Origin of the sequence: Vasconcelosia minhoensis LEGE 07310 (assembly GCF_015207255.1) — a bacterium.
In the GTDB taxonomy this organism is placed as follows: domain Bacteria; phylum Cyanobacteriota; class Cyanobacteriia; order Phormidesmidales; family Phormidesmidaceae; genus Vasconcelosia; species Vasconcelosia minhoensis.
The window spans coordinates 1-14,213 of the sequence record NZ_JADEXG010000044.1; the positions used below are offsets into that span (position 1 = coordinate 1).

The following is a 14,213-nucleotide window of genomic DNA, read 5'->3' on the forward strand; positions in this document are numbered from 1 at the left end:
TGTATAAGAGACAGCCCATCCACCCCCTACCCATCCACCCTCCTACTCATCCCCATTCCCATCGGTGTCTTCCGCCCTACTCCGGCATAGAACGCATAGTTGGCTAGGGTGTTAAGCTGTTTCACCGCCTCAGTATCGACCCTCCCTAAAATTTGATAGGTCACCTTGCCGACGCAGCCCATGAACTGATTGCAGGGGCTAGTCTGGGCTCCGGTGTGCTGAAACTGGCTGCGGGGGTCGGTGGCTAGCTGGGTGCGAATTTCGAAGTAGCTGGGCTGAAGAGATTCCAGGATTGCTTTGGGGAAATCCTGGCCGCTGTAAGCGTTCCAGCGACGGAGCAGGCTGCCAAAGACGCGCTCTGGCGTCGGCATGGCAGAGTCGTATTTGCCCTGGCGAAACGCGGTGGGGGTACAAAACTGGAGGATAAGTTTCCGTTCCTGCTCTGACGCCTGCTCACAGAGCTGACCGTAGCTGCTGAAATTAGCCCAGGGCTGGGTGCTCTGGCGGGTGCCGAGGATGCTGGTGATGTGCAGATCGGCGGGTCCCAAATGCCAGGGATGTTGGGGATTAAGATTGAGCCATAGCGGGTTAAGGCGGCTAAAGAGACGATCGTCGAGCAGGGAGATACGCCACCAGCAGGGGGTGTTGGGGGGGACGGATTGTAGATGGTTCCAGTGGATGGGTGGATGAGTGGATGGGTGAGGGGGTGGACTCACTTGCAATGGACTCAGCGTAAATGCCTTATTCCCCTGGTTAGCGTGGAGCTGGTTGGCCAACTCGGGCTCGACAGTGCTGACGAGGCTGAGGAAGAGGGCGTGGAGATGTTTGCCGGAGGTAAATCCGGGCGGGATTGGCGATTGGGGTAGGAGATTCAGGACTAGGCTGTGTGGCATGGTTGAAGCGGCTAGCTGCTAAAGCGATATTCCATTTGAGCCGGGAGTTTCAAAGGGTCTTGCAATCCTTCAAAGGAGTAGAACTCGCCAACCATGCGCACATTTCGGATGAGGCTGACGGGCGGCATATTGGTAGTGTCATAGCTCAGCACCTGATTGGTAAACATAACATCGAGCGGATTGAGCGGATAGGCGAAGGTAAATTCCCTGGCGGAATTATGCTTGGGTTTGGGGAGTTCTGTCACGCGAACTTCTGCCTTGCTCATCCACTTGCCTAGCCGAACCCAGCGAGGAAAGATTAGGGGCTGCTGGGCGATGACAAAGCACTCAAACAGGCTCTCGGGGGCAATTTCTTTGGCTCGGCCAAAGCTGGGAATGTTCTTCTGGGTTTTCTGCATCTCGACGTGATAGCGGTTGTCTGCATATTTCCAGGTGTTAAGTACGGCGGTATGGTAGACCGCCCTGGCGGGAGTGACGTAGATTCCCTGCTGATTGAGGGGCGTCAGATGTGCCTCATACATCGGCACCTGCTCTGGGCAGAAGTAGCGGTAGCTGTTTTCTGCCGAGACTGCCGTAGCGTACCTGTCGCTGTCTACCAGCCCCAGGGCATAGCAGAGGGCGTAGTTGTGCAATACCGGTTCGGTCTCGTAGAGCCGCCCAATTTCCCGCGTAGCGTAATAGAGGCTGTCGTGCAGTTCCAGCGTGCAGCGATAGATGTGGGACATCACTATGACCTGGTGGTAGCAGATTTTTTCTTGCCAATGTGCTTCTCAGCGTAGGTTTTGGCGTCATCATCGGCCTGCTTCAAAACGGAGCGAATACCGGCCTCATTAGCGGTCAGCGCTTTGACTTCTGCAAGCAGCGATTGAAAATCTTCGCCAATTAAATCGGTATGCACAATAAATTCTTCACTCATGAGGGACTGAATCGTACCTCTAGCCGCCTGAGTTACGTCGTCTTCGTCTAGTGGGTCGGGGGCTTTTAGGGTACCGCTGGCGTTCATCTGATCGTAGATTGCCTGAGTCCAGCGCAGGTTGCTAACGATTTCACCATCGGCGAATACGACTCCGATTAGCTCGTTTCGCACCCGGCCTGTGCGGGTGGTCTGCGCCCCGTAGTGGCGGGTTCTCAGAATGTTGTTGAAGACGTATAGAAAGCTGGCTTCGGTGGGGTCTTTGAGCGTCACAATACTGGGGAAGAACACCTGGGGCCGAATGTGGTCTTGCTGATTGATGCGGCTGGTGACTTCACCTGGCTTAGTATCCTTTTCACCCTTAGAGGCCATGGTACCGCTTTCGTAGGGTGCATTCAGGGTGAAGGTTTCATGGGATTCGTCGAAGGCGGTAATTGAGAAGGCCGTATCGACGACGACTTTGGACTTTTCAGACCCGGAATCTCCGATCGCAAATCCATAGATGATGCAGTCGGGGTTATCCATGCCAAACGCGACGTTATACTCGCATTCCTTTGGTTTGACGAAGCCGTAGGTGCGGAGCAGTTCTCGCCCGACTAGCCGCTCTGGCGTGGACTGTTTGCGCTTGAACATAGTGAGACGGCTAATGGTGGTTTTGTCGTCTACTCCGGCTCGGACTCGGGCTTTATTAAGTTCTCCATCGGTTTGAAAGAGTGGGTAAGACTCGGTGACGCGCACGGTGAGGAAGTGGGCGTATTTGCCCATGGGCTTGTAGGGGATCTCGGTATGGAAGAATTTGGAGTCGATGGTTTTTAGCAGGGTCATGATTTTTCTCCGAAGTAAATTTTGTGTTGGGCGAGGAGACTACTGGGCGAGGAGACCTCGCCCGTACATGGGGGGCTGTCTCTGAAACTGATAGGGGATATGGATCTAGGCTTTTAGGGCCTGTACTAGGATTCGCATGAGGGATTCGAGATCTTCGGGGACGCGATAGCTTTCCAACCCCTGATCAATATGTTTTTGGGCTCGATCTAGTAGGGCAAATTCCCAGAGTTTTCCCGTGGTAACAGATCCTAACAAAGTGGTCTGTGCTGGTGTGCGCTCCCACTGGTCAAGGGCAATCATTTCAGCAACAAGCTGGGTCATTCCATAATCTAAATCTTGACGCTTCGCCTCAATAATCAGGAGATCGGTATGGCTTCTAATTAAGTAGTCCAGATATCCTTGTAGCTTTTGGTTGATGTTAATGGGGTATTCAATTCGTAGTTGAGCTTTCGTGTAATGCACTAGCTCTGTGACCACTCTGGAAATCAGAATTTCTCGACGCGAGGCTTCGTTAGACAAATCAACGTAGGGAAGGACTTCTTCAATCCGCGATCGCAGTTCTTCCAACCGATCTAACTCACCGCCATACTGGCGCAACTCCAGCTTCTTCTTGCTGAGGGTATAGCCAAACTCATCCGCGAGTTCATCCGTCGGAATTTTGAGTTCAAAAATTTTGCTAAAGGTGTAAGTCCCTCCTGGCTCAAGAACTTTCATTCTTCTTCCTCCGATGCGTTGTTTTTTTGAACCTTCTCAGCATTGGTTTTCTGATTTTCTTGGTCTTGCTCCAGGCGGTAGAGAAATTCGCAGGTATCTCGAATTAGATTGAGCTGGCGACCGGCCAGGCGAGCGCGATCGCCTGCAAAGGCTTGCTCAAATACGTCAAACACGAAATAGCGAGCAAAGTCTAGAACGGCCTGGCGTTCCTGCTCGCGATCGCTAATGATCCAGCGCCCCTCAGCCGTCGAGGCGTGAACCCGATCCATTAATTTGAACACCTCAGCCGCCACGACCATGGTCAGGGCATCATCGTGGAACATGCTGGATTCAGCTTTGAGAATGGTATCAGCGGCAACGTCAACGGGCTTCAGAACCGCGTTGGCTTTCGGGTTATAGCGTTTGCTGGCGCGGTAGAACTGCCGATAGAGGTCGGTCAGTTTTTTGGGATGGTTAAGAGATGAATTAGCGGTCAAGCTCCAGTCCTCCTGGTCAAAATTATAGGTAGCATAGGGGTCAAAGCAGGGATAAAAGTGGTGGGCATAGAGCCTGATCTTCTGCGGACTGGGGGAATCCGCCTGCTGCCCCCGGCTCCATCTGGCGAGATAGGAGAAGACATGCAGCGGGCTCGTTTCCATATCTTTTGCCAGCTCGGTGAAACGTCCCCAGTTGGCGTCATAGCCGCCTTTGCCCTGCCTGGCATTGACATCCATATGAATGGCGAAGGCGGCGGTTAGCGTATTCAGCGGGGCAGAGCGCCGGAGGCCGCTGTCATCTGTCCATCCTTCCAGAATGGCATCGAGCCGAAACCGATCCTGCCCAACCAGGGTACGGAAGGCATGGGGCGCACTGTCGAGGAAGACGCTTTCCTCAAATTCAGCCCCGTCGGTAAAGGGCGGAATCGGAGACTCCGACACCACCGTTTTGACATCCAGAATCATCGGGAAGGCAAACGCTAGCCAGCTCGGCATCACCCAGGATTCCGTATCGGTGCTATCGCGACCCGGCGGCAGGGCCATGAAGTAGAAAGTCAGGGGCTTGTCTTCGGGATAGGATAGCTTGAAGGTGCGATCGCGCTTAAAATTAGGGTCGTCATCGGGCAGCTGCTTACGCTGGGCCAGATTTTCAGCCATCAAAAAGGCATCGACGGTTTGGTAGCGATCGCGGCTGAAGTCAGCCTTGAGCTGCTTGCTGATAAAATGGTTGCGAATGTGGGTATCAAAGCGGGTCTGGGCGATACTGCTATAGGCTTTGTGCAAAAAGGAGTTGGTTTCTGGCGTGAAATAGTAGGTGGGATAGAAATAGAGATACCGATATTTGCCATCCTCAAACCGCTTGCCCACCGCCTGAGTCTGATTCATCAGAATCTGCCGCAGCATCATCTCAATCCCGGCAATGCTGGAAATGTTGCGCTTGGCATTGGAGCCACCCAGATGCTGCTTGTTGGTATAAACCTGGGGCGTAAACAGGACTGCCGACTCCATCTGTTCGCTGACGGAATAGGGCGAATGGGAGATTGAGCAGATTAGCTGCCGTCCCCGACCGGGTTTCTTGGCGGCGCTGTAGTAGGCGAGCTCTTTTAAGAACACATCCGTCAGCCCTGAAGCAGCTGGCCTTTGACCGGGCAGCATCACAACGCTATTGACCCATTCTCTCACGTCTCCCCAGCCGTCAGCGACCGGGTATTGAGCCACAACAGGCTGAATCAGTTGAACAATATGGGCAATCGCGCGGCTACAGGTGGCGTGCAGGTCTTCGATCCCAGGATTGTGCTCTAAAAATTTTGCCGCTAGAAAGTACCACTCGTAGGGTACACCGCCTGTATTACCCTTGAGTTTCAGTTCTTTCAGCCTTTCGTTAATTCGCTGAATCTCTCGAACCTGGGGTAAATATTCAGAGAGCTGCCATAGCTCAGCAACCCTATGAATCAGGTTGTCAGGTAAAACCTCGGACCTAATTTCGGGAAATTCCGGCAGATCTTTATTCTTCTTGCGTGCTTTAGTCCGCTCCTTGATCGTCGTCTCCAGCTGTTTGACCCGCTCACCCCAAATCTTTCGGCTGATCAGGTCGCCGAATTCCGCTAGCTGGTCAATCCGGATATCGTCGCTGAAGGAGAAATTGTAGCCAGCCGACAGGATGCCCCGCTGCTGAAAGGCAAGCAGGTTTTCGCTGCGCTTAGCCGCAACGGACCCTTTATTGGGGTTCAGGATACGGAGTGTCGCGTCTAGGGCCACCCGCATCAGCCCCGGCTCGTCGAAGAATAAACTATAGTAGTCAGCGTATTTCATCCCTTTGCCGTCGCGCCCGAATCCGGTTTGGCGCAGGCGCAGCTGTCCGGCACAGAGCTCCTTTATACTGCTGACAACGCGCTCGGGCAAGGTATCAGAGTCGATGCCAGGGGCGTCTCGCTGGGCTAGGTAAATTACCCCGGTCGGCAGATAGAGCAAAGGGGTGTAATGCTCCTGGTCTGTCTCATTCAAGCTGGTGTATGCATCCATCAGGGCGTTATTGACCACGTTGGTCAGCACGCCTCGGTTTTCAGAGATGGCGTGGTAGGTCAGCCGCAGCTGTCCACCGCTGAGGCCGTGGATTATCTCTCTAAGCCCGGAATTTTCGGCATCCTGGGGATGTTTGACAATAGAGGCAAGGCGGTCAGCCAGACAGGTAAGGTCGGATAGGCAGCGGAGGGTGCGATCGCGCAATACCGGCTGTAGCCCATCGTCAGACAAATTCAGGTTAGTGTCATTTCGTCGCTGAGCGTTATAGGCCAGAAATAGCAGGTCATCGAGATATTGCTCCCAATCATCCGGATCGCCTGGACAGAGAAAGTCATTTAATCCAAATGTCTTTACCAGCCCGGCAATCAGGACTCGATGCTCGGGAATAGAGCCCTTACGGATATCCTGCTCCGGGTCTCGCCGAATCACCCTGAAGGCTTCCGGCAGATCAGGAATCAGGTCATAGTCAAATTTCTCGAAGTCGTGCAGAATAAAGCCAGCCACTAGCAGCCGCCGTTCCCGCTCTTTGACCAGGCGCTTGACAGTGGTATCGAGCCGTTCTAACCTTTGCTCAATTAAGTTGGCTGGAAACAATCCATTCAGCAGGTGAGTATTGAGCGACTGGTCAGCCGCATTATCCCGGCGAATGGGTTCCTTACCCGCAGCAATACGTCTGGGGCTAACCACGCGATCCAGGTATTCTGCGAAAAACTTTCCGCCTTTGGCTGTGACGCCGACGGTGAACTTCAGCAGCTTGGGCAAAACCATCTCTGCGAAGTCATGCATTACCGCATCATCAGGGTTTTGCGCCTGGATCGCTTCCCGTAACAGCTTCAGGGTCAGCAGTTCCCTCGCGGCAGGTTCTACTGTGCGATCGCTTTCCTCATCAAGTCCATAATCTGCTTCTAGCCAGGAGTCGTCTAGCGCCTCAAACGCTTGTTCCTCATTTTGGCCGTCTAGCAGCGATGGGTCAGCGACGCCAGACTTTAAACCGTGTTCCATAGCGGGTCTCCCTGAAAGTGAGTCTTTTGCATGAATGTGAAAAGGGTCTAGCCCAAAATCCGATCGGCTAAAAACTGAACTTCGGCAAAGGCTTGAAATGCAAGCGACTGACCTCGCCGGAAAGTTTGTACCCGCTGATAGCCAGTAGACTGGGGCTGCCGGCATACTTCGATCAGCTGAGCATTGAGATCAATGATCCATACTTCAGCGATATTGTCCTGGGCATAGAGCGGTACTTTCACAGAACGGTCAAATTCAACAGTCGTATCAGAAACCTCAACAAGGGCAAAAATATCTTTGGGTTGGGGGTGACCATTCGCATAGAAATCTGATCGCCGTTGAAGAATCGCTAGATCAGGCTGGGGTTCGGAGCTATCGTTCAGGCGAATGGAGCTTTGAACCCGAATGATTGCTTTTGCAGCTAGCCCCATCACGAACAGCTCATTTAAGCGATCCACGCAAGCCGCGTGCTGTCTGCCAATGGGTGACATTTCGATAATCTCTCCCTGAAGTAGCTCAACGCGATCGCGCTCGGTCAAAATGCCAGACTCGATCATCCGGTGATACTGCTCCACCGTAAATTTCTTCCGCAAAATTTGAACGGTCATAATGTTCTAACCCTCATCAAAGGGGCGAATTCTGACTCGATTGAGTCCGGCGGTGATGATGGCACCCAAAACCAGTTCACCTCTATAGATTTCAAGTACTCGAAGACAGACAGCTGCCTGCTGTCTCCCACTGAGATTAACTAATCGGATGATGCCACGGTGAGGAATTCTTCTGACAATAGCCAATTCGCCAAAATCTTTATCGAGCGTAATAAGGACACGCCCGTCGCGATAGGCAATTGATAGAATCTCCTCATCGCCAGGATCTCTCTCCCATTCACCAGACCAAATTACATCATAGCCAGCAGCCTCCAATTCAGATCTCACACCACCCCAAACACAGGTATCCAACAGGATTTTCACTGTTGATTCTCTACCAGCAACGGTTCTACTCGCTCATGAGCGACTAGCCGATAAGCATAAGCAAGGCAAGCCAAGACGTCTTCCCGTTCTAGCCAAGGGTAGCCCTCTAAAAGAGTTTCGATAGTGTCCCCTGCTGTCAACATGCCCAAAACATGCTCAACTGCAAGGCGACGTCCCCGAATAATGGGCTTGCCATTGAAGATCTGAGGGTCAGTAGTGATGCGCTTCAGTAACTCTTGGTCATTCATAACTCTTTGCTCCGAAATTTGTAGCTTTAAGATCATTTTTTTGGATGGAGTCGATCAGATTGCCATTTTTCGGGATTTTTCTCGACATACTTACGCACGCGGGCTAAGGAATGTTCGCTACGAATAATGCTTTCATGGTAGTTGCGCTGCCAGAATTTTTCACCTGCCATCTTTCGAATAAGATTGGCATGCTTTGTCGATTGATATTTGAAGTAAGCAACCACCTGACCTAACGTAGGTTTCTTCGCTTTAAAATCAGAAGTTTCGAGGTTGTGGTTCTTATCATCAGCAATAGGTTGATTTGAGATGATTACGATTCCGTGAAAGTGGTTAGGCATGACTACTGCTGCATCCAAAGATACGCAGGGAAAATGATCAGGAATTTGCTGCCAAACGTTCTCCACAATGACCCCGTATTGACTCAATTCGAGAGACGCATGGTTGATCGTTCCGAGCAAACATTTTCTCTGTTGGGTGCAAATAGTGACGAAATATGCACCAGCCTGGCTGTAGTCATAATTATTTAATCGAATTGAACGTCGATGATGGATAGCAGGATTATATTTCGTATCCATAGGAAAAAGGTTTCCCTGCCCAGTAAAAGAAGTTGGCCATAGCAGGTCAATTATGCCCACGCCCGCCCGGTTAACCACAGTAGGGGCGAAGTCTCCTCGCCCTGTGCAGGGAATTAGCAATGTGAAAACCATTTTGATGATTAGGTAGGAATACCGGATAGGGAAATATCGGCAGGGTTTGTGGGATGTTGCGCCGGGTGGGAAAAACCTGTGGGTGGTGTGGGATGTTACGCCGGGCGGGGAGACCCCGCCCCTATCTGACGGGGAAATCCTGTTCCTGTTTGTTATGCAATCCATATTTCACCTTGGTCGCGCCTGAATCGGTGAGCCAGGGTGTCGATCAGCAGGGCTGACTGACCGAATGCGACGGCATAGGGCGCATTTGCGTCGTGGATGCTGTTTTCATCACTGATCGGATAAATCTGAAAATGCATAGGCAGCTGTAATCTTAGCCGCACCTCCCGCACCGGCTTTCGCAGCACGTAGCAGACCATGGCCTGCTGCTGCAAGCATCGGTCAACCTGCCCAACCCAAGGGCTATCGGGCTGCCAGATTTTCAGCCCCGTCAGCACCTGTACCTTCCAGGCATCGGCGATGGGCTGGAGGTCGCCAGCATAGATGAATTTCCAGCTCAGCCGCTCGTCGCGATAGTCCCGCAGTTTCATAAAGCCTAGGCAGTGCTTGAAGCGCCCTTTGGCAATTGGCTGGCCTGCACGTTCAGCCGTTTCCTGAAGCGCATCCAGGAAACCTTTCCGGCTCCACATCTCAATTTCCAGGTTGCTAAGGATTCCAGGCAGGTCATAGGTTTTGAAGCGATCGCACTCATTCGGTTCAGTCAGGTCATACAACCCACATTGAAACGGGCTGGAGCCGCGAAAACTTCTAGCGTCTTCGGCAATCGGGTTGCCTTTTTTACCTGAGAGCTGCTGCCATTCGTTAGCCCAGCCTCTAACTCGCCCGGCCACCTGCCTAAGACTGGTGTCGAACACCTGTTCACAGCTGGCCTGGAAGCGTTGCAGAGACCCCGCGTACTGCTGCTGAATCTGGGGATGCCTCAGATCGAGCAGCAGCTTGAAGGACTGGACTGCGCCCCAGCGCCTGTAATAACCCTCAAAGTCATTAATCTGGCGGTATTTTTCGCGGATTAGGGTTTGGAAATGGACGCGATCGCACACCTCCCCGTCAGCCAAAACCGCGTTCTCTCCCACAAACAGCCGCTCCACAAAAAAGTTGGGAACCAGCGCATAGGCCCTAAAGCCGTCGAAGCGAATATCCTGTCCATTTTTTGAGTAGCCCTCATGGCGGCCCAGCCGGCCCAGCCGCTGGATGAAATTACCGGCATCCGATGCTTCAAAAAGCAGGAAATTGATTTTGAAATCGACCCCCACATCGATCGTGCTGGTGCCAATCACCAGATCAGCCGCGAGGGATTCCGCCTTTTCCTGACTGCCGGATAGTCCCGTATTCTCTCGCACCGTCAGGCCATGCTGGGACAAGAGATTTCTCGCCAAAGGCATCAGGCGCTTTACCGCCGCAATCGAGTTGAGGATAGCCGCCCCCTTACTACCAGGATGTTCTCGAAACTGACTGAGAATGAGTTCGAGATTTTCCTTCAGCCAGGTTTCAGAAGCCTTTGCGGTAGGCTCCATGGGCACAAAGGTCAGGTTGATGGAATGGGCAACCTGCCGCCAGTGCGCCGCAGCTAAAGCATTGGCTTCTGCCTGCGTTTCTGGGAATAGGTATTTACCTTCCCCAACTGGGTCAATGACACGGCATCGGAAACCCGCCTTATCTAACTGCTGTAAAAACGCATCGCTGGGAGTAGCCGATAAAAACAAAAACTTTTTGTCTCGATTTGTTGCTCGGATCAGCAGCATCGTATTGAGAACACTGGCTACCTGAGGCGCAGCAAAGACATGGAATTCATCAAAGATAAATAGGCCGAAGTCTTTATCGATGTGATTCCACAGCTTATCGGGCGTATCTAGCTTGCTTAAATAAGCGCCTCGGTGAAGATAGTGAAAAATGTCGGGGTTGGTGATGAGAACTTCGGACTGGCCTGAACGAGACGCGATCGCGCTTCCCTTCCTCAATCCCTCCTGTTGCGCATACACCTCCAGCTCTGGCCCGCTCAGACGGCTGACTCGAGGGGCACCGGCAGGCTGAAACTTTTCAATGTAGTTCTTGACCTGGGCTTCCTGGTCTCGGGCAAGGGCATTGGTGGGGTAGAGCGCGATCGCGTAGCCGCCTCCCTGCAACGTATCTAAGTACGCTGCCAGGCTTTTCCCGTCTCCTGTCATTCCCGTATTGAAGACGACATCAATGTTGGGGTCTCGTAGGGCATTGAGCGTTTCAACCTGATGCCAGGATAGCTGCCAGCCTTCAGGCAGCTTGATCCCCTCAGGGATTTTCTTCGCCGGGCAGGAGTAGACAGATTTAAGCCAAATTGAGCGCATAGAATGAACGCATCCTGTTGCATAAGGCCATCATGGCAGCCATACTAGAGAGCGTCAAGCATTGTAGCTATAAAGTACACGTACACTTTTGAAATGTCCAATAGGCGTCCCTCCATTACCCTCTCTGTCAAAGCGCGCGAAAAGGCCCAGCTGGAGCAGCTGGCGCTGAAGTTCGGTCAGACCTGGGGCGACCGGCCTAATATTTCAAGACTGATTAAGGCGATCGCGAAAGGAAAGCTGCGCCTAGCGGCCAGTCACGACTGGGGCCGCGAGCTTATCGACGCCCTGAACCGAGCTAGAACTCTCTTGATCGATAGTGGACAAGTCGAGCGGGCTGTCGCGATCGCCAATCTCCTTTTAGAGCACAGTGAGCTTACCCTGCCGCTGCGCGGTGAGCTTGAGCAGTTCGTGGCGCAGCCCGTTGCCCCCTGGCGGTTGGAGGTTGAGCGCTATATCCGCAGTCAGCAGCCGTTTCAGCTGGCCTATCAGGACGCCGCTGGGCAGGTCTGGCGCTTTACTATTCGCTATGCTGAAATTGTTCACCACGAAGAGCGGCAGTATCTCGACTGCTGGTGCGATGAAACAGCAGGGAACCAGGACCTGCCTGAGCTGTGTCATAACTGGTGCCTTCGTCTCGACCGCATCGCTGAAGATGCGGCCATATCGTCAGTGGCGGGGCGGTGGCGGCAGTCGGGTCTGGACCATATTCCGGCGGAGTTGCTTTTTATGGGTCCATTAGCCTTTGCCTATCGCACCAAGTTAAATGCAGATATCGTCAATGAGTGGCACCCTAATAGGCCTCAGGTGCGCCGAGTCATTCGCCAAATCACCAGTGGTTTTTGGTTCTTCCGTGAAATATGCCGCTACGGCGAAGACTGCGAAATTATCTCGCCCGCAAGCGTTCGAATGCGGATGAAGCAAAAGGTTCAGGCTTTGACGGGGCTGTATCAGAGAGAACCCTGACAGCTGTTGTACTGCACCCCTGTTCATCAACGGATTTCTTGGCCGAAGTCGCTGTTATTACGGTGATGCTTTCTATTCCCATCGAGTAACCGACCCCCCTATCTCAGGCAAAAGGCGTCAGGGCCTGCACCTTTTGCAGCAGCAGCTGCGGGTCGAGGGGCTTGTGAATGGCATCGTCGAATTGTTCTGGGATGGCTGCTGAGATGGCTTCTGGGGCGAGCTGGGTCAGTACCAAAATTTTGAGGTCAGATGTCGTGAGATAGCGATCGCAGTCGGCCAGCGTCTGCCGGTCCTTGACCAGATCGAGGTCGGCAATCAGGACCTGGGGCTGAAGCAGGGTAACCTGCTCAAACAAGCGAGAGCCTTCCAGCATCCAGATCACCTGATAGCCGGCTGCACTGAGGAGGCCGCTGACTAGCCGGGCCGTGCTGTCTTCATTTTCAACCAGCAAAATCCGCCCGGCAGACGGCGCGGACAGCTTTTCTCGATAGATGTCGCTATCTGCTGGGGGCCGAAACTCGGGAATTCGTACGGTGAATTCAGACCCCTGCCCCACCCGCGAACTGACCTGAATGGAGCCGCCGTGCAGCTCTACCAGCTGCTTAGTCAGCGCCAGCCCCAGGCCCGCCCCCGGGTACTGCCGCTGGAGGGATGACTCCAGCTGCTTAAACTGCTCAAACAGCAGCGTCTGCTGCGATTCGGGAATGCCGATGCCGGTATCCTTCAGCTGAAATACGGCGCACTGGGGTTCGCGCCAGACGCTAAGCTGAGCCCGGCCGGCCGCCGGCGTGAACTTAATGGCATTGCTGAGCAGGTAGGACAGAATTTGCTGGAGTCGTCTGGGGTCAGCGGTAAACGGGTCCTGAGACGGTTCGATCCGCAGATCGAGACTGAGGCTGACCTGCTGCTGTTCAGCCTGTTCCTGAAACCGGCGGAGGCTGTTGCGGGCCAGCGCCGTCAGAGAAAACTCACTCATTTCCAAAACGGTGCGGCCCGACTCGATTCTCGCAACTTCTAAAACGTCGTTGATGCTGTCGAGCAGCTGCTCGCCGCTACGATTAATTGTTGTCAGGTAGCTGCGCTGTCGCGGGCTGAGTTCGCCAATCGGCCAGCGCAGCAGGGTGGCCGACATACCGATGATGCAGGTCAGCGGCGATCGCAGCTCGTGGCTCATAGTCGAGAGAAATTCGCCCTTGGCCAGGCTCGCCGCCTCAGCTGCCATCAGCGCATCACGCAGCGCTTGGGTCCGCTCAGTGACAGCGGTTTCGAGCGCTGTCGTCTGCTGCTGGAGCTGCTGTTGGAGCTGGGCTTGGGTCACCGCGATCGCCAGATGCGCTGCCACCTGTTGTAAAAACGCGATCTCTCCGGACTGCCATTGCCGCTGCTGGCACTGATGCGCGATCAGTAATCCCCAGAGCTGTCCTTGAACCCACATAGGCGCAATCAGCAGCGACTTCACCTCGGCTCGCTGCAAAAGTTTGCGCAAGCAGGCCTGCCGCCGGTAGGTCTGAGCAACATCGTCAACGGCCCTGGCCTGCCCAGAGCGATAGCGCTGCTCCAGCTGGGGCAAATTGGCACCACAGGCGGTTTCAGTCATCTGAAGCACGGAGGGAATCGCGTCAGTGGCTCTGACTTCGTAGGTAATCTGACCCGGGTCAGCCGCTTTTGCGGGGAGCGCAGCCATGACCTCAGCGGGTTCGTGCAGCTGCTCGGGGGGCTGCTGCTGGAGCGGTCCTTGAAGCTGATAGAGCACGAGCCGATCGGCAGCTAAAATCGACCTGACTTCCGTCACCGTCTTCTCGACTAGGGTTGGCAGAGCCAGGCCGCGATGAATCTGCGACACAATCTGATGTAGCAGCTGGTGATAGAAGGGGGGCTGATGGGGAATGGAATCAAATGGCTGCATTACCAAAATGTCGAAAGCCGTTCAGACCTTCAGGAAGGTTGGATGCCTAGCGGAAGGCTGGATTGCACGTTAGGCCCCGTTCTGGGCTATGGTTTGAGCTAAAACCACCTAACTCGGGAATGAACCGGGTTAAAATTCGCATTTTATTAAGTGTTTTTCCAGAGTCATCTGGAGACGATTGCAGAGAAGTTGCCACAGCTGAACATTCACCGCGGCTCGCTAAAGGTCGCTACAGCAGACGAGTCTATG

The 14,213-nt window shown here is 53.6% G+C and carries 12 protein-coding genes; 1 reads left to right on the plus strand and 11 read right to left on the minus strand.

All coding sequences use genetic code 11. The annotated features are described in order from the left end of the window. Positions 1-26: 26 nt before the first annotated feature. From cas6 to cas3, 10 genes are all read right to left on the minus strand, one after another. Positions 27-893 (minus strand): CRISPR-associated endoribonuclease Cas6, encoded by an 867-nt coding sequence (cas6, locus tag IQ241_RS16945; RefSeq protein WP_193909366.1) that lies wholly within the window; start codon positions 891-893, stop codon positions 27-29. Between the two features lie 11 nt (positions 894-904). Next, positions 905-1,618, minus strand: a complete 714-nt coding sequence (gene cas5d / locus IQ241_RS16950; protein WP_193909368.1) for a type I-D CRISPR-associated protein Cas5/Csc1 — start codon at positions 1,616-1,618, stop codon at positions 905-907. Positions 1,619-1,620: 2 nt separating this feature from the next. After that, a complete protein-coding gene (gene cas7d, locus IQ241_RS16955) occupies positions 1,621-2,631 on the minus strand; it encodes a type I-D CRISPR-associated protein Cas7/Csc2 (RefSeq protein WP_193909370.1) in 1,011 nt (336 codons plus the stop codon). Between the two features lie 105 nt (positions 2,632-2,736). Next, positions 2,737-3,345 carry a hypothetical protein gene (locus tag IQ241_RS16960; protein WP_193909372.1) on the minus strand — a complete coding sequence of 203 codons (609 nt, stop codon included), beginning with the start codon at positions 3,343-3,345 and terminating at the stop codon, positions 2,737-2,739. After that, a complete protein-coding gene (gene cas10d, locus IQ241_RS16965; protein WP_193909374.1) occupies positions 3,342-6,845 on the minus strand; it encodes a type I-D CRISPR-associated protein Cas10d/Csc3 in 3,504 nt (1,167 codons plus the stop codon). Before cas10d ends, IQ241_RS16960 begins: the two co-directional genes overlap by 4 nt. 47 nt (positions 6,846-6,892) lie before the next feature. Further along, complete coding sequence (locus IQ241_RS16970) at positions 6,893-7,453, minus strand: Uma2 family endonuclease (RefSeq protein WP_193909376.1); 561 nt, start codon at positions 7,451-7,453, stop codon at positions 6,893-6,895. A 6-nt stretch (positions 7,454-7,459) separates the two neighbouring features. Further along, entirely contained in the window at positions 7,460-7,816 is a 357-nt protein-coding gene (locus IQ241_RS16975; protein WP_193909378.1) for a DUF5615 family PIN-like protein, read from the minus strand. Continuing rightward, entirely contained in the window at positions 7,813-8,064 is a 252-nt protein-coding gene (locus tag IQ241_RS16980; protein WP_193909381.1) for a DUF433 domain-containing protein, read from the minus strand. The genes IQ241_RS16975 and IQ241_RS16980 overlap by 4 nt, the downstream gene beginning before the upstream one ends. Before the next feature lie 32 nt (positions 8,065-8,096). Continuing rightward, the gene (locus tag IQ241_RS16985) at positions 8,097-8,639 is read right to left on the minus strand and encodes a transposase (RefSeq protein ID WP_193909384.1); all 543 of its coding nucleotides are present in this window, start codon (positions 8,637-8,639) and stop codon (positions 8,097-8,099) included. 284 nt (positions 8,640-8,923) lie between these two features. Next, entirely contained in the window at positions 8,924-11,095 is a 2,172-nt protein-coding gene (gene cas3 / locus IQ241_RS16990) for a type I-D CRISPR-associated helicase Cas3' (RefSeq protein ID WP_193909386.1), read from the minus strand. A gap of 93 nt (positions 11,096-11,188) precedes the next feature. Here cas3 and IQ241_RS16995 point away from each other — a divergent pair, with 93 nt between their 5' ends. Next, positions 11,189-12,058: a WYL domain-containing protein gene (locus IQ241_RS16995; protein ID WP_193909388.1), complete on the plus strand. Its 870-nt coding sequence runs from the start codon at positions 11,189-11,191 to the stop codon at positions 12,056-12,058. A gap of 103 nt (positions 12,059-12,161) precedes the next feature. Here the strand turns inward: IQ241_RS16995 and IQ241_RS17000 are convergent, their stop codons facing one another. Beyond that, positions 12,162-13,964 carry a hybrid sensor histidine kinase/response regulator gene (locus IQ241_RS17000; RefSeq protein ID WP_193909399.1) on the minus strand — a complete coding sequence of 601 codons (1,803 nt, stop codon included), beginning with the start codon at positions 13,962-13,964 and terminating at the stop codon, positions 12,162-12,164. Between the last annotated feature and the right edge of the window lie 249 nt (positions 13,965-14,213).